The organism is Pseudomonas lurida, from assembly GCF_013522705.1.
GTDB classification, from domain to species: domain Bacteria; phylum Pseudomonadota; class Gammaproteobacteria; order Pseudomonadales; family Pseudomonadaceae; genus Aquipseudomonas; species Aquipseudomonas quebecensis.
The window spans coordinates 172,116-192,869 of sequence record NZ_JAAMRE010000008.1; the positions used below are offsets into that span (position 1 = coordinate 172,116).

18 protein-coding genes and 1 riboswitch are annotated in these 20,754 nt (G+C 62.3%); of the genes, 11 read left to right on the forward strand and 7 right to left on the reverse strand.

Annotation, left to right across the window (positions count from 1 at the left end):
* The first annotated feature begins 8 nt into the window (after nucleotides 1-8).
* The 4 genes from G7025_RS09845 (at nucleotide 9) to G7025_RS09860 (ending at nucleotide 3,455) form a co-directional block, all read left to right on the forward strand.
* Entirely contained in the window at nucleotides 9-1,820 is a 1,812-nt protein-coding gene (locus G7025_RS09845) for a penicillin-binding protein activator (RefSeq protein WP_181078563.1), read from the forward strand.
* A complete protein-coding gene (locus tag G7025_RS09850) occupies nucleotides 1,820-2,191 on the forward strand; it encodes a YraN family protein (protein WP_181078565.1) in 372 nt (123 codons plus the stop codon). The genes G7025_RS09845 and G7025_RS09850 overlap by 1 nt, the downstream gene beginning before the upstream one ends.
* Before the next feature lie 92 nt (nucleotides 2,192-2,283).
* On the forward strand, nucleotides 2,284-2,877 hold the full coding sequence (locus G7025_RS09855; RefSeq protein WP_024073509.1) for a phosphoheptose isomerase: 594 nt from the start codon (nucleotides 2,284-2,286) through the stop codon (nucleotides 2,875-2,877).
* Nucleotides 2,874-3,455: a BON domain-containing protein gene (locus G7025_RS09860; protein WP_034111799.1), complete on the forward strand. Its 582-nt coding sequence runs from the start codon at nucleotides 2,874-2,876 to the stop codon at nucleotides 3,453-3,455. Before G7025_RS09855 ends, G7025_RS09860 begins: the two co-directional genes overlap by 4 nt.
* Before the next feature lie 68 nt (nucleotides 3,456-3,523).
* Here G7025_RS09860 and G7025_RS09865 read toward each other — a convergent pair whose 3' ends face one another.
* Together G7025_RS09865 and G7025_RS09870 are read right to left on the reverse strand one after the other, a co-directional pair.
* Complete coding sequence (locus G7025_RS09865; RefSeq protein ID WP_181078566.1) at nucleotides 3,524-4,294, reverse strand: OmpA family protein; 771 nt, start codon at nucleotides 4,292-4,294, stop codon at nucleotides 3,524-3,526.
* A 208-nt stretch (nucleotides 4,295-4,502) separates the two neighbouring features.
* Complete coding sequence (locus G7025_RS09870; protein WP_181078568.1) at nucleotides 4,503-5,147, reverse strand: MBL fold metallo-hydrolase; 645 nt, start codon at nucleotides 5,145-5,147, stop codon at nucleotides 4,503-4,505.
* Nucleotides 5,148-5,315: 168 nt separating this feature from the next.
* Between G7025_RS09870 and G7025_RS09875 the strand changes: the two genes are divergently transcribed.
* Genes G7025_RS09875 through G7025_RS09890 form a run of 4 tightly spaced genes read left to right on the forward strand, consistent with a single transcriptional unit; the run spans nucleotide 5,316 to nucleotide 8,758 of the window.
* Entirely contained in the window at nucleotides 5,316-5,906 is a 591-nt protein-coding gene (locus G7025_RS09875; RefSeq protein ID WP_181078569.1) for a paraquat-inducible protein A, read from the forward strand.
* Nucleotides 5,903-6,544: a paraquat-inducible protein A gene (locus G7025_RS09880; RefSeq protein WP_181078571.1), complete on the forward strand. Its 642-nt coding sequence runs from the start codon at nucleotides 5,903-5,905 to the stop codon at nucleotides 6,542-6,544. Before G7025_RS09875 ends, G7025_RS09880 begins: the two co-directional genes overlap by 4 nt.
* On the forward strand, nucleotides 6,528-8,180 hold the full coding sequence (locus G7025_RS09885) for a PqiB family protein (protein WP_181078572.1): 1,653 nt from the start codon (nucleotides 6,528-6,530) through the stop codon (nucleotides 8,178-8,180). Before G7025_RS09880 ends, G7025_RS09885 begins: the two co-directional genes overlap by 17 nt.
* Before the next feature lie 17 nt (nucleotides 8,181-8,197).
* Nucleotides 8,198-8,758 (forward strand): PqiC family protein, encoded by a 561-nt coding sequence (locus G7025_RS09890; protein WP_181078574.1) that lies wholly within the window; start codon nucleotides 8,198-8,200, stop codon nucleotides 8,756-8,758.
* Between the two features lie 12 nt (nucleotides 8,759-8,770).
* Here the strand turns inward: G7025_RS09890 and G7025_RS09895 are convergent, their stop codons facing one another.
* From G7025_RS09895 to G7025_RS09915, 5 genes are all read right to left on the reverse strand, one after another.
* Nucleotides 8,771-11,497 carry a LuxR C-terminal-related transcriptional regulator gene (locus G7025_RS09895; RefSeq protein ID WP_181078576.1) on the reverse strand — a complete coding sequence of 909 codons (2,727 nt, stop codon included), beginning with the start codon at nucleotides 11,495-11,497 and terminating at the stop codon, nucleotides 8,771-8,773.
* A gap of 236 nt (nucleotides 11,498-11,733) precedes the next feature.
* The gene (locus tag G7025_RS09900) at nucleotides 11,734-13,098 is read right to left on the reverse strand and encodes a DUF1329 domain-containing protein (RefSeq protein ID WP_181078578.1); all 1,365 of its coding nucleotides are present in this window, start codon (nucleotides 13,096-13,098) and stop codon (nucleotides 11,734-11,736) included.
* A gap of 28 nt (nucleotides 13,099-13,126) precedes the next feature.
* Nucleotides 13,127-14,986 carry a DUF1302 domain-containing protein gene (locus tag G7025_RS09905; RefSeq protein WP_181078580.1) on the reverse strand — a complete coding sequence of 620 codons (1,860 nt, stop codon included), beginning with the start codon at nucleotides 14,984-14,986 and terminating at the stop codon, nucleotides 13,127-13,129.
* Between the two features lie 328 nt (nucleotides 14,987-15,314).
* Nucleotides 15,315-16,997, reverse strand: a complete 1,683-nt coding sequence (locus tag G7025_RS09910; RefSeq protein WP_181078582.1) for a fatty acid--CoA ligase — start codon at nucleotides 16,995-16,997, stop codon at nucleotides 15,315-15,317.
* Nucleotides 16,998-17,164: 167 nt separating this feature from the next.
* Nucleotides 17,165-17,797, reverse strand: coding sequence for a LysE family translocator (locus G7025_RS09915; RefSeq protein ID WP_181078584.1), 633 nt, complete (start codon nucleotides 17,795-17,797; stop codon nucleotides 17,165-17,167).
* 84 nt (nucleotides 17,798-17,881) lie between these two features.
* Between G7025_RS09915 and G7025_RS09920 the strand changes: the two genes are divergently transcribed.
* The 3 genes from G7025_RS09920 (at nucleotide 17,882) to G7025_RS09930 (ending at nucleotide 20,721) form a co-directional block, all read left to right on the forward strand.
* Entirely contained in the window at nucleotides 17,882-18,847 is a 966-nt protein-coding gene (locus G7025_RS09920) for a 2-hydroxyacid dehydrogenase (protein ID WP_181078586.1), read from the forward strand.
* Nucleotides 18,848-18,877: 30 nt separating this feature from the next.
* Complete coding sequence (locus tag G7025_RS09925) at nucleotides 18,878-19,876, forward strand: class I SAM-dependent methyltransferase (protein ID WP_181078588.1); 999 nt, start codon at nucleotides 18,878-18,880, stop codon at nucleotides 19,874-19,876.
* A gap of 50 nt (nucleotides 19,877-19,926) precedes the next feature.
* A riboswitch (yybP-ykoY riboswitch) is annotated at nucleotides 19,927-20,048 on the forward strand.
* Nucleotides 20,049-20,136: 88 nt separating this feature from the next.
* Nucleotides 20,137-20,721 (forward strand): TMEM165/GDT1 family protein, encoded by a 585-nt coding sequence (locus tag G7025_RS09930; protein ID WP_181078622.1) that lies wholly within the window; start codon nucleotides 20,137-20,139, stop codon nucleotides 20,719-20,721.
* Nucleotides 20,722-20,754: the final 33 nt, after the last annotated feature.

The following is a 20,754-nucleotide window of genomic DNA, read 5'->3' on the forward strand; positions in this document are numbered from 1 at the left end:
ACACTTACATGATCGCTTGCCTGCGGCTGCTCTCCGCCCTCTGCCTCGCTGCCCTACTGGCCGCCTGCGCCAGCTCGCCCTCGTCCAGCCTTGGCGAGCTTCCTCGGACCCCGGACGCCAGTATCGAGCAACTGCTCGAACAGGCCACCTCCGCCAAGACGCCGGAAAAGGCCGCACTGTTGCGCCTGAGTGCAGCTGACCTGGCCCACCACCAGAATAATCCTGGCCGCTCGGCGCAGATTCTTGCACAAGTGCCCCTGGAGGCTCTCAAGCCTGCCGCACAGGTGTTTGCCAGCACACTGGCTGCCGAGCTGGCGATGACGCGCAACCAGCCCAAGGCCGCGTTGACGGCATTGAGCCACCCGAGCCTGCAAAGCCTCAAGGACTTGCCTGCCGAGCAGCAGATTCGCACCGGTACCGTTCATGCCCGCGCTTATGAGGCCGACGGCCAGACCCTGGCCGCCGCCCGTGAGCGTGTCGCCATGGCCTCGTTGCTGACCGGCGACGCCGCGCATGCCAACCATGACGCCATCTGGGCGCTGATTGCCGCCCTGCCGGCCGAGCAGTTGCAAGCCAGCGGCAACCCTATCCTCGATGGCTGGATCACCCTGGCTCAATCGGTCAAGAGCGCCGGCACCCTGGAGCAACAGCAGGCCGCCATCGACACCTGGCGCGCGCAGAACCCCAACCATCCGGCGGCGCTGCAATTGCCGACGCCGCTGACCAAGCTTAAGGAGCTGGCCAGCCAGCCCCTGAACAAGATCGCCCTGCTGCTGCCACAGGACGGCCCGCTGGCCTCCGTGGGCAAGGCGTTGCGCGAAGGCTTCATGGCGGCCCATTACCAGGCCGAACAGGCCGGGCAAAAGCCGCCGGTCATTGAGTTCTATGACAGCTCCCGCTTGACCTCCCTCGACGATTTCTACGCCAAGGCCCAGGCCGCCGGCGTGCAACTGGTGGTCGGCCCGCTGGAGAAGCCACTCGTCAAGCAGCTCAGCGCGCGGCCTCAACTGCCGATCACCACCCTGGCGCTGAATTACGCCGAAACCGATCAAGCTCCGCCGCAGCTGTTCCAGTTCGGCCTGGCCGCCGAAGACGAAGCCCGCGAAGTCTCGCGCCGCGCCCGTGCCGATGGCCTGCACCGCGCCGCAGCCATGGTGCCGCGTGGCGAATGGGGCGAGCGTGTCTACAAGGCGTTCCGCCAGGATTGGGAAGCCAACGGCGGTACGGTCATGGGTGTGGAGTATGTGGATCAGCCCGTGGCCCTGGCCCAGCAGATTGCCGACCTGTTCCAGCTGCGTAAAAGCGAAGCCCGCGCCAAGAGCCTGCAAAACACCGTTGGCACCGATGTGGCGGCACAACCTTCACGTCGCCAGGACATCGAGTTCATCTTCCTGGCCGTAACCCCACAACTGGCCCAGCAGATCAAGCCGACCCTCAACTTCCAGTACGCCGGCGACGTGCCGGTGTATGCAACATCCCACGTATTCAGCGCCAGCGGCGACAAGAACCAGTACCTGGACATGACCAACGTGATGTTCTGCGAAACGCCTTGGCTGCTCAACACCACCGACCCGCTGCGCAACCAGGTCGCCGCGCAATGGCCACAAGCCAATGGCAGCCTCGGCCGCCTGTATGCGATGGGCGTCGATGCCTATCGCCTGGCGCCACGCCTGGGCCAGCTCAAGGCGCTGCCGGACACTCGGGTGGATGGCCTGTCGGGCAATCTGGGCATCAGCGGCAACCAGCGCGTCGACCGCCAGATGCCTTGGGCCAAGTTCGTCGGCGGCCAGGTCCAACGCCTGCCGGACACCCCGCGCTGATGCCCGAGCGGTCCCGCGCGCAAAGCGGCAAGGATGCCGAACTTCAAGCTCTGAACTACCTGCAGCAACAGGGTCTGCGCCTTCTGGCGCAGAACTGGTTGTGTAAACGCGGCGAGCTTGATCTGGTCATGCTTGACGGCGATACAGTAGTATTCGTCGAAGTCCGCTACAGGAAACACGCACAATGGGGTGGCGCGCTCGCCAGTATCGACGGGCGCAAGCGTCAAAAGCTGATACTCGCCGCGCAGTTTTTCCTGCAAAAAGAGCATCGCTGGGCCGACTCCCCCTGCCGTTTCGATGTGGTCGCCATAGAAAGCACACCGTCGGGGACGGCTGATCTGAACTGGCTGCCCAATGCCTTCGACAGCTGATTCGCCGGACCTCTACACCACACACTTTTGCTCTTTGCTTTGCGGGCTGCACATTCCTGTGCCAAACAGCCGCGCTACTTAAGGTCACACAGATGGACATGCAATCCCGAATTCGCCAGCTATTCCAGGCCAGCATCGACACCAAGCAACAGGCGATGGACGTACTTGCACCGCACATCGAGCAAGCCAGTCAAGTCATGGTCAATGCCTTGCTCAACGAGGGCAAAATGCTTTCGTGCGGCAACGGCGGTTCAGCCGGCGACGCCCAGCACTTTTCCTCCGAGCTGCTCAACCGCTTCGAGCGCGAGCGCCCGAGCCTGCCGGCCATTGCCTTGACCACCGATTCGTCGACGATCACCTCGATCGCCAACGACTACAGCTACAACGAGATCTTCTCCAAGCAGATCCGCGCCCTGGGCCAGCCGGGCGATGTGCTGCTGGCGATTTCCACCAGCGGCAACTCGGCCAACATTATTCAAGCGATCCAGGCCGCACATGATCGCGAAATGATTGTCGTAGCATTGACCGGACGCGACGGCGGCGGCATGGCCTCGCTGCTGCTGCCAGAAGATGTGGAGATTCGCGTTCCGGCCACTGTCACTGCACGTATCCAGGAAGTCCACCTGCTGGCGATCCACTGCCTGTGCGATCTGATCGACAGCCAACTGTTCGGGAGTGAAGAATGACCGTTAACCGCCTCAGCCTTTTGGCCATGACGCTGTGCCTCGCCATCAGCGGCTGCAGCACGGCAATCACCGCGACACGTGACACCCCCATCCAGGACGACAAGGGCACGCGTACCTTCGGCAGCAAGATCGACGACTCTCTGATCGAAACCAAAGTCGAGGTCAACGTCGCCAAAGCCGCGCCGGACCTGGGCAATGGTGCCTCGCGCATCGTCGTCACCAGTTTCAACGGCGTGGTACTGCTCGCCGGCCAAACGCCCCGCGCCGATCTTAAGGCCCAGGCCGAGCAAGCCGCAGCGGCCGTGCAACGCGTGAAGAAGGTGCATAACGAATTGCAGGTGATGGACCCGATCACCCTGCTGGCCATCAGCAATGACGCGCTGCTGACCACCAAGATCAAGGCGCAGATGCTCACCGACAACGCCATCCCAGGCTCGCGTATCAAAGTCGTCACCGATAACGGTATCGTCTACCTGATGGGCCTGCTGACCCAGGCGGAAGCCACCCGCGCCGCCAATCTGGTACAGGGCGTATCTGGCGTGCAGAAGATCGTTAAGGTGTTCGAATACATCGATTGATGTAAACGCCGCCCACAAAAAAGGACGCCGTGCAGCCATTGCACGGCGTCCTTTTTTATTACCCGAGCTTACTGGTACTGCTGGTACGGGTTGCCCTGGAACTGGTTATTTTGCTGCGGTGCCTGCTGCTGGGCCGGCTGGCCATACTGCTGGCCTGGGATAGGACCCAGGTTGACCTCGACCCGACGGTTCTGGGCACGGCCATTGACGTCCGCGTTGCTGGCGATCGGGTTATCCGGACCGGCGCCGCGCGCGCTCAGGTTGGCCGGACTCACGCCTTGGGACGTCAGGTAATTGGCCACGCTCTGAGCGCGACGCTGGGACAGGTCCATGTTCAACTGGCGGCTGCCGGTGCTGTCGGTGTAGCCGACAATCTGGATGGTGTTCTGATTGAACTGCTTGAGCGAATTGGCCAAGTTGTTCAGCGGCTGGTAGAAACTGCTGGAAATCGCGTCGGAGTTGGTGGCGAAGGTGATGTTACCCGGCATGATCAATTTGATCTGGTCGCCCTGGCGCTGCACTTCGACTCCGGTATTGGCCATGCTTTCGCGCAGTTTCTTTTCCTGCTGGTCGGCGTAGTAGCCATAGCCGGCGGCACCTGCACCGGCCACCACTGCGCCGATCAGCGCGCCCTTGCCACGGTGGTTGTGGTCGATGGCCGCACCGGCCAATGCCCCGGCCAGAGCGCCCAGGCCACCGTACTTGGCGGTCTTGCTCATACCGCCGGATTCATTATTCGCCTGTCCCTGGCTGCTGCCGTCATAAGGATTAGGGGAAGCGCAGCCGGACAACAGGGCTACGGCGGTAGCGACAACAAGCAGACGACGCGGAGTGAACATGAAGGAAGCTCCTACTTTTGCATTCTGTGGTGCAAAGGACATTGGCAACGGACCTGTGCCGGGTTTGGAACGCGACAAACGGCAAAAATTCCGTCATCGCGTTCCAGGCTGTAACAAAAGACTGGCCAACACTGACCGCTATCAAAACCCTAGCAGACACCCGCTGAACACAACCTGAGATTTTTCTGTAACGGCGCGCTCGCTGACGTCAAGCCCGAACGAACGGGTTCTCGCGCATCTCATCCCCCAGCCGCGTATCCGGCCCGTGCCCCGTCACCACGATGGCATCCTCGTCCAGGGTATACAGGCGCTGCTTGATCGAACGCACAATGGTCGCCTGATCGCCACCCCACAGATCCGTACGCCCCACGCCGCGGCGGAACAAGGTGTCACCGGCAATCAGCAATTTGGCATCGGCGAACCAGAAACTCATCGATCCCGGCGTATGCCCAGGCGTGTGCAAAGCCACGCCGCAGCCGCAGGCCAAGGCCTCATCATCGGCCAGCCAGCGGTCGGGCGACGGCACTGGCGTATAGGGCACCCCAAACATCTGGCATTGCATCTTCAGGTTGTCCCACAGGAATTGGTCTTCCTTGTGCAGATGCAGGGTGGCGCCGGTTTTCTCTTTCAATTGACCCGAAGCGAGGAAGTGATCGAGATGGGCATGGGTATGAATGATGCTCACCACCTTCAGGCCCAGCGCATCGAGCCGCGCCAGGATCCGTTCCGGGTTGCCGCCCGGATCGACCACGATGGCTTTTTTGGTGACGGGGTCGCCGATGATCGTGCAGTTGCACTGCAACGGGCCGACCGGAAAGGTTTCGCGGATAAGGGCGTTGTGTTCAATATTCATCGGTACTCCTGCGCTTCATATGGCATATTCGCCACAGTATGGTTGACCAAGCCTTACACCCGAAAGGGACGGTTCGCTCGCCCGCATGCAAAGCCGCCGCTGCTAAGCTTTGCGGGCGCCCCTCAACCCCACCCAAGATCGCAAACGTGCCGCGCTGGAGCGAGCCTCATGGCGAACCACTTGATCATCTGCGAGCACTGCGACTGCGTGTACCGCAAAGTCGCGCTCGCCCGGCATCAAAAAGCCGTGTGCGTGCGCTGTGCAGGCGTGTTGCAGCGCTACAACGGCCTGACCCTGCAACAGCGCCTCGCCTTGACGCTGACCGCTGCGGTGCTATGGGCTTTCGCTAACTTCTATCCGGTGATGACGATCAGCCTGCAGGGCCTGAAAAACAGCGCCACGCTGTGGGACTCAGTGGTGGCCCTGAGCCTGGGGCCAATCACCTTTATCGCCTTGGTGGCCGCGATCTCCATCATCATCGCACCGGTTTTTCAGTTGTTACTGCTGATATGGGTGTTGAGTTTCGCCTTGGCCGGCCAGCGTTCGCCGGCGTTCAGGCTCTGCATGCGCTGGCTCGAAGCACTGCGGCCGTGGAGCATGCTCGAGGTGTGCCTGCTCGGGGCGATGGTGGCGGTGTTCAAGTTGGCCGGCATGCTCGATGTCATTCCCGGCACCGGCCTGTTTGCGCTGGCCGTGCTGAGCCTGTTGCTGATCCGTATCGCCGGGCGCGATGTGCGTGACCTGTGGGACGTTGTGTGAATACGCCGCCGACGGCCAGCGAACTCAACCTGTGCCTGTGCCACAGCTGCGGCCTGGCGGCTGACATCAGCGCAGCCCCCGGCGAATGCGAACGCTGCGGCGCGCCCCTGCACCGGCGCAAGGTCCGCTCGCTCACTCGCACCTGGGCCTACATGCTCACGGCGCTGGCCTTTTATGTACCGGCCAATGTGCTGCCGGTGATGAATACCAGCCTGTTCGGCTCGGGCGCCGACAGCACCATCATGAGCGGGGTTCTTGAGTTCTGGCAGCACGGCGCGTGGGACATCGCGCTGATCATTTTTATCGCCAGCATCGCCGTGCCGGGGATCAAGTTCGTTTCTCTGGCGCTGCTGCTGGTGACCGTGCAACGCAACAGCCTGTGGGCGCGCAAGGAGCGCTCGAAGCTGTTCCGTTTTGTCGAACTGATTGGCTACTGGTCGATGCTGGATGTCATCGTGGTCGCGCTGGTGGCCGCGCTGGTGAAGTTTCAGGCGCTGGGCACTATCGAGCCGCGCCTGGGCATTCTGTTTTTCGGCCTGGTGGTTGTATTTACCATGTTGGCTGCGATGAGCTTCGACCCGAGGCTGATCTGGGAACCCCCACACACTAAGGAGACCTCGGATGACGTCCCGCACTGACGCTGCGCAAACGCCCGGATCGCCGGCCATCAAGACCCGGCGCTTCAGTGTGTCGCTGGTTTGGATCGTGCCGATCGTTGCGGTATTGGTGGGGATTTCGCTGGTGGTCCACAGCGTCCTGCAGCAGGGCCCGACCATCACGCTTAACTTCAAGACCGGCAGCGGGCTGACAGCGAATAAAACCGAGGTCAAATACCGCAACGTGGTGATCGGCCAAGTGACCGATGTGGCCCTGAGCGACGATCAGAAAAGCGTCAACGCGACCGTGCAGTTGGCCAAGCAGGCCGAAAGTTTCACGCGCGCCGACTCGCAGTTCTGGGTGGTACGCCCGCGCATCGGCGCGGGTGGCGTTTCCGGTATCGACACGCTGTTGTCCGGCGACTATATCGGTGCCGACATCGGCCAGTCCGAGACCCGCGCCAGGCAGTTCAAGGGCCTGGAAAACCCGCCGCCGATCACCTACGGCGAACCGGGCAAACGCTTTACGTTGCATACGCAGACCCTGGGCTCGCTGGATATCGGCTCGCCGGTGTACTACCGCAAAATCGAGGTCGGCCAAGTGGTGGCCTACAAACTGGATGCCGAAGGCAAAGGGGTCGATATCGAAGTGTTCGTGCATGCGCCCAATGACGCGTACGTCACGCAGAACACCCGCTTCTGGAACGCCAGTGGGATCGACCTGAGTGTCGGCGCCAATGGCTTCGCGCTGAAAACCGAATCGCTGTCGTCCATGCTGGTGGGCGGTATTGCGTTCCTGGCGCCGCCTTACAGCCCCAACGATAAGCCCGCCGATGAGGAACAAACGTTCGAACTGTTCGACGACCAGGTCAGCGCGCTTGCTCCGCCCACCGGCGACGGCCAATACATGGCCCTGCGTTTCGACCAGGCCCTGCGCGGGCTCAAGGTCGGCGCACCGGTGGAGTTCCTCGGCATCGAGTTCGGCAAAGTGGTGTCGGTCAACCTTGACTTCGATGCCAAAAAGCGCAGCTTCCCACTCAACGTCGGCATCGTCATCTATCCCCAGTTGCTCGGACAGGCCCATACCAAGCTGCTCAAGACCATGAACAATGATCCCAAGGATGAAGCCGCCGGCGTACGCCTGATCGGCTCGTTCATCGAGAACGGTCTGCGGGCCCAGGCGCGCAGCGGCAACCTGCTGACCGGCCAGTTGTACATCGCCCTGGACTTCTACCCCAAAGCCGACAAGGTCACCTTCGACCCCACCCTGCGCCCGGTCAGCATCCCGACCATTCCCGGTAACCTGGAACAACTGCAGGAAAAACTCGAAAGCATCGTCAACAAGATCAATCAACTGCCGATCGAACGCATCGCCGGCAACCTCGACAGCAATCTCGTCGAGTTGCGCAAAGGCCTCACCCAGTTCAACGCCAAGACCCTGCCCGGCGTACAGACGACCCTGGCCGACGTCAGCAAGACGTTGCAATCGGCCAACGCGACCCTCGCCGAAGACTCACCGCAGCGCGAGCAACTGACCCAGACCCTGGATGAGCTGGGCCGCATGTCCCGCTCGTTGCGCGAGCTGTCGGACTACCTGGGCCGTCACCCGGAATCGCTGATTCGCGGTCGCCCCGACAACGCCGCGCCCCTGAACCTGCAAGGGCCACCGCGCAAATGAAACCTGGAGCAAGCGCCATGACGTTTCCGTTCAAAGCCACCCTGCTCGGCGCGTTGTTGGCGCTGTCGGCCTGCGGCAGCACGCCCATTACCTTCCATACGCTGACCCCGGCGCATGCGAATCTGCCCACGGTTGGCGGTACCGGCACGATCCGCATCGAGAGCCTCACGGTGCCGCCCGCCGTGGACCGACCGCAGATCGTGGTGCGCCAGGGCGACACGGGCATCGCCATCCTGGAAACCCAGTGGTGGGCCGCCAGCCTGGCGGACGAAATGCGCAGCGCGCTGGTGGATCAGTTGGCCAACAGCAATCCTCGGCCACCGCTGCTGTTGCGGGTCGACGTGCAGCGCTTTGATTCCGTGCCTGGCCAGTACGCCCGGTTTGACGCCCAGTGGCGTCTGCGGCCCGCCAGCGGCACTGACCGCCCGTCGCTGCTGTGCCGAACGACCTTGCAGTCGCCGGCGGGCAGCGGCATTGACGATGTGGTGCTGGCCCATCAGAACAACCTCAAGCGCTTCGCGGCACAGGTCAGCCGGGCAGCCGCCAGCGCTGCTGGCCAGTGCCCAGGCACACCGTAGCCCACCGCGAGATCAGGCCAGCAACCCCATGGCCTTCGCGCGGGCCACGGCCTGAGTGCGTCGCTCCACGCCAAGCTTGCTGTTGATGTGGCTGGCGTGGGTTTTCACGGTGTGCAGGGAAATGAACAACTGATTGCTGATTTCCTGATTCGAACATCCCAGGGCAATCAGTTGCAGCACGGCCATTTCGCGCGCGCTGAGCGCCTCATGGGAGGATGCCCCCCCCGCCGCCACCGTGGGCAACAACGCCAGCAGGGCCTGGCTCGCCAGTGCGTGAGGGTGCTGAGCCAACTGCTCACGCATCCAGTCAGCATGGTTTTCCAACAGCCGCTGGAACGGTTGCAGTGCGCCTCCGGCGGCAGCCTGCAGGGCCTGGGCCAGCATCGGCCGCGCCTTGGCCGGCTGCCCGCCCTCCAGCAGCAGTTGCACCTGCTGGGTCAGCGCCAGCAAAGCGATCATCTGGCGGCCGCTGGTCTGGGCCTCTTGCGCCAATTGCTCCAAACGCTGCAACGCCGCTTCGGGCTGATGACGCGTGGCGTCCAGGGCGGCTTGTTGCAGGCCGATGTGTTGCGGCAGGTGGGGATGAAACTCCGGCGCGGCGGCGGCGTGATCGCCGTTGTAGGTCTGCCCCAGCCGCGTCAGCCAGGCATCGGCCAGGTCGGTACGGCCCTGGGCCAGCCACAGTTCGCATTTGATCAGGGTGATCATGGCCAGGTAGTAAATCGGCGGCACGTCCCAGATATGCATCAAGCGCTCGGCTTCAGCCAGCTCGGCAAAGGCCAGAGGAAAGTCGCCGCGGCGTCCTTCGAAACTGGCGATCACACAGTGCCCGATCAGCACGCTGATATCGCGGCAGGCTCGGGCCTCCGCCAGCCCGGCGCGCAGGCGAGCCAGGCCCGCTTCCGGCTGCAAGCGCAACAGCAGCAAGTAACCTTCATACAGCGCCAGGCGCGCGCGCACCGCATATAACCGCTGAGGCGCCAGGCCATGCAGGCGCTGCAGGCCCTGGCGCACTTCGTCGAGCGAACGCAGGATTTCACCGCGCGCCTGCAACACCCGCGCACGGTCGTAGTGGGCCAAGGCCTCGAACAACGGATTGCCGACCCGCTGCGCGAGCTCCAGCGATTCGCGATTCAAGCCCCGGGCGCGCCACAGGTCGGCATCGGCAATCGCCAGGTTGGATAAGGTCGACAGACACATCAGCCGCTGGCCATAGCGGCGCTGCGGCAGGCTGTCCAACGCCTCGCTGCAGTAGCGCTGGGTCAGCTCGCGATCACCGCGACCACGGGCGATGATGCCGCTCAGCGCCAGCCACTGCGCCAGCATCGATCGTTGTGCGGTGGCCGAAGGGGCCGGCAGGAAGCGACTGAGGTAACTGGACAGTTCCTGCGCCGCGTCGAGCTGGCAGGCCAGGCCCAACGCCCAGCTGTACAACACAATCAAGCGCGGCGTGCTGATCAGCAGGCTGTCGGGCAAGTCCATTTTCCAGCGCAGCAGCATGCCGACATTCTGCTCGGCCAGCAGCTGTTCTTCGGACAGGTTTTGCACCAGGTTTGCCGCCACATCCAAATGGCCGGCGCGCAATGCCTGCTCCACCGCTTCGTCGATCAGGCCCTGGGCATTGAACCAGCGACAGGCGCGCAGGTGCAGGCTCGCGGCCGGCAGCACCGGGCTGTTCGCGCGGCGACTGCGCAACAGGTCGGAGAACAGATGGTGATAGCGAAACCAGACGCCCTGCTCGTCCAGCGGCACCAGAAACACCTGGTGAGATTGCAGGTAGCGCAGGATGTCCGCGCTGTCGTGGGCTTCGCGCACGGCGTCGCACAGTTCGCTGCAAAAGCGCTCCTGGGGCGCGGTGTCGAACAGGAATGCCTGCACGTCAGCCGGCAGACAGTCGATCACCTCTTCCAACAGATAATCGCGGATCAGACCTTCGCCGCCGTGCAGGCTCTGGGGCAAAGCGCCTTCGTTGCCGGCTTCGGACGCCGCCAGCAACCAGAAGCGCAGTCCGGCCACCCAGCCTTCACTGCGCCGGATCAAGTTATCGAGGGCTTCGCCGCGCAGCGAATTGCTATGGTGATCCAGCACTGCCAAGGATTCGCCATGGGTCAGACGCAGGTCATGTTCGTGCAGCTCGAGCAAGTGCCGCGACAAACGCAGGCGCGCCAGATGCCAATCCGGGCGCTGGCGGCTGGTTACCAGCACCACCAGGCCGTCGGGCAAGTGGTTGAGGAAAAACTGCAGGCAACGGTCCAGCACCGGTCCCTGGGCCAGATGGTAGTCATCGAGTACCAGCAACAGCGGCGCGCGGGTGGACAAGTGAACGGCCAACTCGTCGAGCAGGCCATCGAGCCATTCTTCAAAGGCAAAGGGTTGATGACGCTGGCGCATTTTCAGCAGGCCCAGGGACTGGGCGCCGAGCGGCGAAAAGTACTGTTGCAGGCCTTCGAGCAAACGTTCGAGGAAACGACCGGGGTCACTGTCCCGTGGGCTCAGGCCCAGCCACAGGCTTTGCCAGTGCGTCGGCAGGCTTTGGCAGAACTCGACCGCCAGGGAACTCTTGCCGAAGCCGGCCGGCGCGCTGACCAGCAATAACCGCCCCTGCAATCCGGCACTCAGCCGTTCGCACAGGCGCGGTCGCGGCACGTAGCCGTCAGGCAGCGGTGGCCTGTAGAAACGCGCGTCCAGGGACGGGATCGCCGTACTGGCGGGCCCTTGGATTCGGGACAGATCAGTCATCGCCGGGCTCTTATTGAAGGCTATTGTCGGCATTGCAGATGTCCGCAGACTAGCGGTAAAAGCCGCCGGTTTGTAGATCTTTGCAACAATTGCCTGGAAAAGAACTGCGACAAGAAATATCGCCACAAACAAAAGTGGAAGGGGGCTTGCTCCCGATAGAGGCGGATCAGTCGATGCTGCGCTGACTGTCACACCGCTACCGGAGGCAAGCCCCCTTCCACATTGACTCGTTCAGCTTAGCGCACACCATCCTGACGCAAGGCCGCCGGGGTGAAGTCGCTGGTGGTAGCGGTGAAGCCAAAGTCGTAGGCCTGTTTCTCTTCGTTCTTCATGCCCAGCGCCAGGTAACGGCCGGACTGCAGGTCGTAGAGGGTTTCCAGGGCGTACCACGGCACTTGCTTGTCGTAGTAGTTCTCGGCATGAGCTTCGGCGACGCGCCACAGTTGGCCACGGCCGTCGTAGTGGTCGATCACCGCGGCTTGCCAGGTGTCTTCGTCGATGTAGAAGTCACGCTTGGCGTAGATGTGGCGCTGGCCTTCCTTCAAGGTGGCGACCACGTGCCAGACGCGGCGCAGTTCGTAACGCGCCAGGTCCTGGTTGATGTGGCCGGCCTTGATGATGTCGGCGTACTTGAGCTTCGGATCGTCGATCTTGTAGCTGTTGGAGGCGATGTAGATTTCCTTCTTGCCTTCCAGCTTCCAGTCGTAGCGGTCCGGCGCACCGTTGTACATGTCGAGGTTGTCGGAGGTCCGCAGGCCGTCGGCGGCGGTGCCCGGGCCGTCATAGGAGACTTGCGGGGCCCGGCGCACACGACGCTGGCCGGCGTTGTAGACCCACGCCGAACGCGGCTCCTTCACCTGGTCCAGGGTTTCGTGCACCAGCAGCACACCACCGGCAAGACGCGCCGGCGCGGTTACTTGCTGCTTGAAGTAGAACAGCACGTTGCCCGGGTTCTTCGGATCGAAGTCCTTCATTTTGTCGCGGAACACGAACTGGTCGCGGAAATACACCAGGCTGTAAGAGCCATTGGTCTGCGGGGTAGCCTGCGTCACCAGGCGCGTGACGCTACCGCCGCGATAGCGAGTGATATGGTTCCAGATCACCTCGACGCCACTTTTCGGAATCGGGAACGGTACCGCAGTTTCGAAGTTTTCCAGGCCGTTGCCGCCGGACACCAGGTTGGTAGTGGTGGCGTTCTTCTTGATCGAGGCGAACACATCGGCCGGCACGGTAGCGCCGCGATGGGTCGGGTAGACCGGCATCTTGAAGGTTTCCGGGTAGCGCTTGAACATCGCGTACTGCCCCGGCGCCAGTTTGTCTTTGTACTGCTCGACGTTCTGCGCGGTGATGGTGAACTGTGGTTGCTCACTGGCGTACGGGTTGGCGAGGAACCCCTTGGCATCCACAGCGCCGGCGTTGGTCGGCATCGGCGACCACTTGGGGATGGTGCCCGCCGCGTTCCCGGCCATCTCGGCGCCCATCGGCGTGAGCGTGGTGCCCAGCTTGGCGGCTTCATCCGCCGAGACCGCCGCCATGACGTTGCTCGCCAGGATCGACAGCCCCAGCACACCTACGTGCAACAGACTTTTAGTTATTTTCATATTTCGGTCTTCCTGAAATTCAGTGTGCTTAGAAGTTCGCGCCGACGCTCAGGGCGACAAAATCACGGTCATCCACGGTGCTGAACTTGCCGCCGAAGAAGTTGGTGTACGCCAGGCTCGCGGTGTAGGTGTTCTGATATTCGGCATCCAGCCCCAGGCTGACCGCTTTGCGACCTTCTTCGAAGTTACCGCCAGGGCCTGGCGAATAACCTTTCACGTCGTGGGACCACGCCACGTTGGGCTTGAGGTTCACACCGGCGAACACGTCCGGGTATTCCCAGATGGCACGCGCGCGGTAGCCCCAGGAGGTTGCCGTGGTGAAGCCGTCGTTGTTGCAATTGGTGTTCAAGCCGGCGGCGTTGGGCAGGCCGGCGCCATTGGCCGTGGATTGGTTGAGCCTGTCGCAGAAGCCAGCAGGCAAAGTGCCAGGACCGAATACCGGGTCACGGCCGTAACGGGCTTGTGATTTGCTTTCCAGGCCGCCCACATGGGTCACGCCGATTTCACCGACGGTGGTCAAGCGGCTCGCGCCCATCACCTGGTCGAAGAAGTGCGTGAAGGTGGTCTGGAACTGGGTCACTTCCTTGCGGTTGTAACCGTGCAGATCCTGGCCTGGGGTGCCCTTGAGCACGGACGCGTTGCCAAAGCCCGGGATCGGCGTAACACCGGCGAAGAGAATATCGGTGGTGCTCAACTGCACCGGTGCGTTGGGACGGTAACTCAGCTCACCGCTCCACGCGGTGCCCGTCGGCAGCGTGGTGGAGAAGCTCAAACCGTAGAGGCGGATATCTTCCGGGTACTCGACGAAGTAGTTGGAGTTGCCGGCCACGACCAGTGGCCGCAAGGCGCCCAGCGGCCCCAGCGGACGGGTGTAGGCCGACGCCGGCGCACCCTGTGCACTGAAGATCGGCGCACGGCTGTGGTAATTCATGAAATACGCGCCGAACTCGGTGTCCAGCGGCTCGAAGTTGTAGTGCATGGCCACGCCGAATTGGCCGCTGTCGCGGGCATCACGGTCAGGGCCACGGCGCACCAGCACGCCTTCGTTGTTAACGTCCACACCCAGGGCCGTCAACGTCGGCAAGGCAGCCCCCGGAATGGTCGAGCGCTTGTTCAGCACGCGCAGGTTATTGCTGCAGCCATCGGAAATCACATCCGGCTGCGAGAAAAACGTACCGCAGTTGTCGGTGACGGTCTGGTCCCATTCCAACTGGTAAAACGCTTCGGCCGACAGGTTATCGGTCAGGGTCTGTGACACGTAGAACATGTTGACCGGAATCAGGCCTTCCTTGATTTCGGCACCCGGACGACGGAATGCGGACACGTCAATCGGGTTGATGGAGTTGATACCGCCGCCGATGAAGGTGCTTTCGCCCCAGCTCACCACCTGCTTACCGAACCGCACGCTGCCCGGCTGATCGGCAATCGCATAGTTGTGATAGACGAAGGCATCGAGAATCTGCCCACCGGAAGACTTGGCGCCTTCCTTGCGATTGTTGTCGCTGATGTCCTTGAACTCACGGCTTTCATCCTTGAGTTCGAAGTCGTACCAGTATTTGCCCCGCACGAACACGCCGGTGTCGCCGTACTTCAGCTCCAGGTCGTGAATACCTTTGAAGATCTTGGAGAAGGTCTCGCCGCGCTTGAAGTTCAGATGGCCGTCATCGGAGGTCTGGGACAAACCCCGGCCGCCGTTGTTGGCGCCGATCAAGTCCTTGTTAGGCTTGGCTGTCGACCAGCTCGCACCCACCGAAAGCGACGAGTCGAAGTTGCCTTCGATTTCACCGATATTGAAACTGACGCCGAATGCAGGCCCGGCGAGCGTAGAGGCGAGGCTGACGGCCAGAGGCAATCTTGCCCGGCGCCAGAACTGGTTTACTGAGGTCATCGACGCTACTCCATGTGCATTATTGTTATGGCAGTGAGTTCTTGATGATGCGTGTAACAGCCGGAATACAACGATTCCAATGCTGCCTGGCAACTGAACCTCCATGGCCCGAAGCGATGCATCCTTGAAAAACTCAGGTGGGACTATAGCCAGCAGGGGGTACCGCATGATCCCTCTAAAGTGTGATTTGCATCACCGACCCGTCTGCCACAGACCTTTCGCCATGTCGGCGAGGGCCGACGCCGCAAGGATGGCTGAAAATCGGCAAATGACAAGTGAAGGCGCCAGATAGAGCATTGCCGTGCCCGAACGGGCACGGCGAAGGGGGTCAGAGTGTAGACAGGAACGTGCTGTTGTTAGCCTGCCATTCAATGATGTCAACGCGGATACGTTTCTTGTCGAGTTTGCCGACACTGGTCTTGGGAATTTCCGTAACAACGGCGATCTGACTCGGAATCGCCCACTTGCTCAAGTGCCCCAATTCCACGAACGGCTTGAGATGTTCCTTCAGCTCGCGGGCACCCATCACATGGCCCTCGCGCATGACCAGCAAGGCAAACGGGCGCTCGCCCCACTGCGGATCGGCGATGCCCACCACCGCTACTTCGCGTACCGCCGGATGACGGCTGACCAGGTCTTCGAGGGCCAGGGACGAGATCCACTCACCGCCGGTCTTGATCACATCCTTGATGCGGTCGCGGATATCAATCACCCCAAAGGCATCCAGCGTGGCCACGTCACCGGTGTGCATCCAACCGCCCGCCCACAGCTCGGCGCCCTTTTGCGGCTCCTTGAAATACCCTTCGGTCAGCCACGGCGCGCGCAGCACCAGCTCGCCCTGGGACTCGCCATCGGCCGGCAGAAAACGGCCCTCGGCGTCGATGATCGCGGCGTCGACCAACGGCCCCGGTACGCCGGCCTTGATGCGATAGGTAATGCGCTCGTCGTCGCTGCCGGCCAGCAGCTCCTCATTGAGGTGCGCACAGGACACCAGCGGCCCGGTCTCGGACATGCCGTACGCGGCGGTCAGTTGAATCCCGCGGGCTTTGGAAGCTTCGTACAGCGAACGATTCAGCGCACTGCCACCGATGACGATTTTCCAGCCGGCAAAATCCACCCCTTGAGCGGCCTTGGTGTTGAGCACCATCTGCAGGATGGTCGGCACGCAATGGGAGAACGTGACCTTTTCCTTGCGCCACAGCTCCACCAGCAATTGCGGGTCGTAGCGGCCGGGGTAGACCTGCTTGAGGCCGAGCATGGTGGCCACATACGGCAAGCCCCAGGCGTGCACGTGGAACATCGGCGTGATCGGCATGTACACGTCGTTGGTGCCCAGCAGCCGCACGCTGTCGACGCTGCCCATGATGGTCGCCACCCCGATGGTGTGCAGCACCAGTTGGCGATGGGTGAAATACACACCCTTGGGGTTACCGGTGGTGCCGGTGGTGTAGAACGTGGTGGCGACGGAGTGCTCGTCGAAATCCTGAAAGTCGTAGTCGGGGCTGGCGGCGGCCAGCAGGGTTTCGTACTCGCCGACCAAGTCGGGCAACTCGGCGGTTTTGGCTTCGCCATCGGTGAGCAGCAGCGTTTTGTCCACCGTGGTGAGCTGCCCGGCGATGGCTTGATAGAGCCCGACGAACTCGCTGTTGACCAGCACGAACCGGTCCTCGGCGTGGTTCATGGTGTACAGGATCTGTTCCGGCGACAGGCGCACGTTGATGGTGTGGATCACTGCGCCGATCATCGGGATGGCGAACATGCATTCCAGATAGCGATGGCTGTCCCAATCCATCACCGCCACCGTGTCACCGGCCTTCACACCCGCCTCGGTCAACACATTGGCCAGACGCGCGACGCGCTCGATCAGGGTTGGGTAGGTGTAGCGCAATTGGTCGCGGTAAACGATTTCCCGGGTCTTCTCGTAACGGGTGCCTGACATCAGCAGGCGCTTGATCAACAGCGGGTATTGGTACGCACCTTCGGCGGGCGGGATAACACGGGTCTGCAACATACGAATCCCTTTTTATGACTGCACGGTCTTGGCTTGAAGACCTGCACTGTAGAGACGTTGTGTTGGCGCTAAATCAGCCAAAGGAATGATTTGCAGACCTCAGCAAATGCTAGCTTTGCGCCAGCATTTGCACAGAACCTGAGCCTGTCCACGTGGGTGGGCCAGTGTTATTTCATGCTGGTAAACGCCAGCTTCACACCAATGGCAATCAGCACAGCGCCCATGGTCCGATCGAACCAATGGCCCATCCGCGCGAAGCCGGCGCGAACGCGTTGCTGGCTGAACAGCATCGCCACCAGGCAGAACCAAAGCGCCGTCGCCACCGCCAGGTACACGCCATAGCCGGCCTGCACCGCCAACGGCGTGTGCGGATTGATCACCACGGTGAACAACGAGAGAAAGAACAACGTGGCCTTGGGGTTCAAGCCATTGGTCACAAAACCGGCGGTGAAGGCGCCGCGCGGGGTGCGCTCGCCCGCTTCGCGGTGCAGTTCGCCCTCGGCGGCGGGTTTGGCCGGTTGCGCGCGCAGGGCCTTGAAGCCGATGTACAGCAGGTAGGCAGCCGCAGCCCACTTGAGCGCGTTGAACAGCACGATGGACTGAGACACGATCAGACCGATCCCCAGCAACGAATAACCTACATGCAGGAAAATCGCCGAGCCCACGCCCAGGGCCGTCCAGGTGCCGGCGCGGCGACCGTGGCTCACGCTCTCGCGCACCACCACGGCGAAGTCCGGGCCGGGGCTGGCCACGGCCAACAAGTGAATCAAGGCAACGGTCAAGAACTCGGCGAGGTACATGCGCACTCCATTAAGTAACTGATTATTTCATCTGATAGGCTCGGCAGATTACGCCTTCGAACCCTGTCGCAAAAGGTACAGTTGATGACGAACAAACGCCGCGCCGTCTTCCTTGATCACCCGTCCCTCGACCTTGGAGATCTCGACCTCAGCCACTTGCGAAACAGCTTCAGTGAGTTGCAGCTGTTTTCGGACACAACGCCGCACAATCTGCTGGAGCGCCTGCAGGGTGCCCAGGTAGTCATCAGCAACAAGATCGCGCTCACCGCACCGACACTGGCGGCCTGTCCCGAACTCAAGCTGATTCTGGTATCGGCCACCGGCACCAACAACGTCGACCTCCAAGCCGCCCGCGCCCATGGCATCACCGTAAGCAACTGCCAGGGCTATGGCACACCGTCGGTGGCGCAGCACACGCTGATGCTACTGCTTAACCTGGCGACGCGGCTGAAGGACTACCAGCGGGATGTGGCCGCCGGCAAATGGCAGGAGGCCAAGCAGTTCTGCCTGCTGGACCATCCGATCATCGAACTGCAAGGCAAAACCCTCGGCCTGCTGGGCCACGGCGAACTGGGCAGCGCCGTGGCGCGCCTGGCCGAGGCCTTTGGCATGCGCGTGGTGCTGGGCGCGATTCCAGGGCGCCCTGCCCGCGCCGATCGCGTGCCGCTGGATGAGCTGTTGACACAGGTCGACGCGCTGACCCTGCACTGCCCGCTCAACGAGCACACCCGCGACTTGATCGGCGCCCGCGAATTGGCGCTGCTCAAACCCGGCGCGCTGGTGGTCAACACCGCGCGTGGCGGCTTGATCAACGAACAGGCGCTGGCCGATGCGTTGCGCAGCGGGCATCTGGGCGGTGCGGCTACCGACGTATTGAGCGTGGAGCCGCCGGTCAACGGCAATCCGCTGTTGGCCGGCGATATCCCGCGCTTGATCGTCACGCCACATAACGCCTGGGGCAGCCGCGAGGCGCGCCAGCGTATCGTCGGCCAACTGGCGGAAAACGCGCGGGGCTTTTTCAGCGGCGCCCCGCTGCGGGTTGTGAGTTGATAAACTGCGCCCCTTTTCAAGGAGCAGACCATGGATCCGCGCAGTGAAGTACTGCTTCGCCAGGCCGAACTTTTTCAGGGCAACCTGCTGCTGGTGGGCCTGCCCGCCGACGACCTGCTGGGGCGCCTGCCCAATGCCCACGGTTGGTGCTGGCATGCCGGCGACCAGGCGGCGCTCGACGCGCGCTTCCCGCAGCGCAGCCAGTTTGGGGTGAATGCGCCGGAGCGCGGGTTCGACGCGGCGGTGATTTTCCTGCCCAAGTCCAAGGACCTCACCGACTACCTGCTCAAGGCCGTGGCTGCGCGCCTGCCCGGCGCCGAACTGTTTCTGGTGGGTGAGAAAAAAGCCGGCATCGAAAGTGCCGCCAAGCAGATGATTGCCTTGGGCAAACCGCGCAAGCTCGACAACGCGCGACATTGCCAATTGTGGCAAGTCACCGTGGCCAATGCCCCGCAGGCGGTGGCATTGGAGAGCCTGGCACAGACGTTCGACGTACCGCTGGCCGAAGGGCCGTTGAAGGTGGTGAGCCTGCCGGGCGTGTTCAGCCACGGCCGCCTGGATCGCGGCACCGAGTTGTTGCTGGCGCATCTGGATAAATTGCCGAGCGGTCATCTGCTGGACTTTGGCTGTGGGGCCGGCGTACTGGGGGCCGCAATCAAACGCCGCTATCCGCATAACACTGTCACTCTGCTCGACGTGGATGCTTTCGCCGCCGCCAGCAGCCGCCTGACCCTGGCCGCCAACGGCCTGGAAGCCGAGGTGCTGACCGGCGATGGCATCGACGCCGCGCCGATGGGGCTGAATGCGATCCTGAGCAACCCGCCATTCCATGTGGGCGTGCATACCGATTATTTCGCTACCGAGAATTTGCTGCGAAAAGCAGCGAAACACCTGGCAAAAGGTGGCGAACTTCGGCTGGTGGCTAACAGTTTCCTGAAGTACCAGCCACTGATCGAAGAACATCTGGGCGTATGCGCAATCAAGGCCGAGGGCAATGGATTTCGCATCTATCGCGCCAAGCGCGGTTGATCGAGGTTTGAAAAAGAACGCTTGCCCAATGGCATTTGCCTAGGCAGAATCCGCTCCGTCCTAGGGGAGTAGTCTCCCACGAGCGCCACGCTCGTCCGGCATACGTCAACATACTTGGTCAGCAGACCATGGCGTATGCGACCCAGGAGTCCGCACAGACGGACCGGGGTTTGACAAGACCTATGACACGCACACCTTACCCGGGGCGGGAAGGCTGTACGTGTCATAGCCGTGTCGACCCGCCCCTGGAAACCTACCTGATGCTGGATTCATTGCTCGTCCCCACCGCAATCGTTGCCCTGGCCGAAATCGGCGACAAGACGCAACTGCTCGCGCTCATCCTGGCCGCTCGCTTTCGCAAACCCTGGCCGATCATCGCCGGCATCGTCGCCGCCACCCTGGCCAACCACGCAGCCGCAGGTGCCGTGGGCGCCTGGTTCGGCAGTTTCTTCTCGGACGCGGTGCTGCATTGGATCCTCGCGGCCAGCTTCTGCGCCACCGCGCTATGGACCCTGGTGCCGGACAAACTCGACGATGACGAAGCCAGCACTTCCCGCAAGTTCGGGCCTTTCGTGACCACGCTGATTGCGTTCTTCCTGGCTGAAATCGGCGACAAGACCCAGATCGCCACCGTGATGCTCGCCGCGCAATACCCGGAGCTGTGGCTGGTAATTATCGGTACTACCCTGGGCATGCTGATTGCCAACGTGCCGGTGGTGCTGGCGGGGAATTTTGCCGCAGAGAAACTGCCGCTGACCTTGATTCGCCGACTCGCCGCCTCGGCATTTTTCATCCTGGCGATCGTGGCGGTGTACAAGGCCATGCAGAGCAGCGGCTGGATCTAGGGACCTAAGCCTGCAAAGCAATCCAATGTGGTA

Excerpts from the sequence above, each read along its gene's own strand:
- G7025_RS09845 (WP_181078563.1), top strand. The coding sequence starts at position 9 with ATGATCGCTTGCCTGCGGCTGCTCTCCGCCCTCTGCCTCGCTGCCCTA.
- G7025_RS09850 (WP_181078565.1), top strand. The coding sequence starts at position 1,820 with ATGCCCGAGCGGTCCCGCGCGCAAAGCGGCAAGGATGCCGAACTTCAA.
- G7025_RS09855 (WP_024073509.1), top strand. The coding sequence starts at position 2,284 with ATGGACATGCAATCCCGAATTCGCCAGCTATTCCAGGCCAGCATCGAC.
- G7025_RS09860 (WP_034111799.1), top strand. The coding sequence starts at position 2,874 with ATGACCGTTAACCGCCTCAGCCTTTTGGCCATGACGCTGTGCCTCGCC.
- G7025_RS09865 (WP_181078566.1), bottom strand. The coding sequence starts at position 4,294 with ATGTTCACTCCGCGTCGTCTGCTTGTTGTCGCTACCGCCGTAGCCCTG.
- G7025_RS09870 (WP_181078568.1), bottom strand. The coding sequence starts at position 5,147 with ATGAATATTGAACACAACGCCCTTATCCGCGAAACCTTTCCGGTCGGC.
- G7025_RS09875 (WP_181078569.1), top strand. The coding sequence starts at position 5,316 with ATGGCGAACCACTTGATCATCTGCGAGCACTGCGACTGCGTGTACCGC.
- G7025_RS09885 (WP_181078572.1), top strand. The coding sequence starts at position 6,528 with ATGACGTCCCGCACTGACGCTGCGCAAACGCCCGGATCGCCGGCCATC.
- G7025_RS09890 (WP_181078574.1), top strand. The coding sequence starts at position 8,198 with ATGACGTTTCCGTTCAAAGCCACCCTGCTCGGCGCGTTGTTGGCGCTG.
- G7025_RS09895 (WP_181078576.1), bottom strand. The coding sequence starts at position 11,497 with ATGACTGATCTGTCCCGAATCCAAGGGCCCGCCAGTACGGCGATCCCG.
- G7025_RS09900 (WP_181078578.1), bottom strand. The coding sequence starts at position 13,098 with ATGAAAATAACTAAAAGTCTGTTGCACGTAGGTGTGCTGGGGCTGTCG.
- G7025_RS09905 (WP_181078580.1), bottom strand. The coding sequence starts at position 14,986 with ATGACCTCAGTAAACCAGTTCTGGCGCCGGGCAAGATTGCCTCTGGCC.
- G7025_RS09910 (WP_181078582.1), bottom strand. The coding sequence starts at position 16,997 with ATGTTGCAGACCCGTGTTATCCCGCCCGCCGAAGGTGCGTACCAATAC.
- G7025_RS09915 (WP_181078584.1), bottom strand. The coding sequence starts at position 17,797 with ATGTACCTCGCCGAGTTCTTGACCGTTGCCTTGATTCACTTGTTGGCC.
- G7025_RS09920 (WP_181078586.1), top strand. The coding sequence starts at position 17,882 with ATGACGAACAAACGCCGCGCCGTCTTCCTTGATCACCCGTCCCTCGAC.
- G7025_RS09925 (WP_181078588.1), top strand. The coding sequence starts at position 18,878 with ATGGATCCGCGCAGTGAAGTACTGCTTCGCCAGGCCGAACTTTTTCAG.
- G7025_RS09930 (WP_181078622.1), top strand. The coding sequence starts at position 20,137 with ATGCTGGATTCATTGCTCGTCCCCACCGCAATCGTTGCCCTGGCCGAA.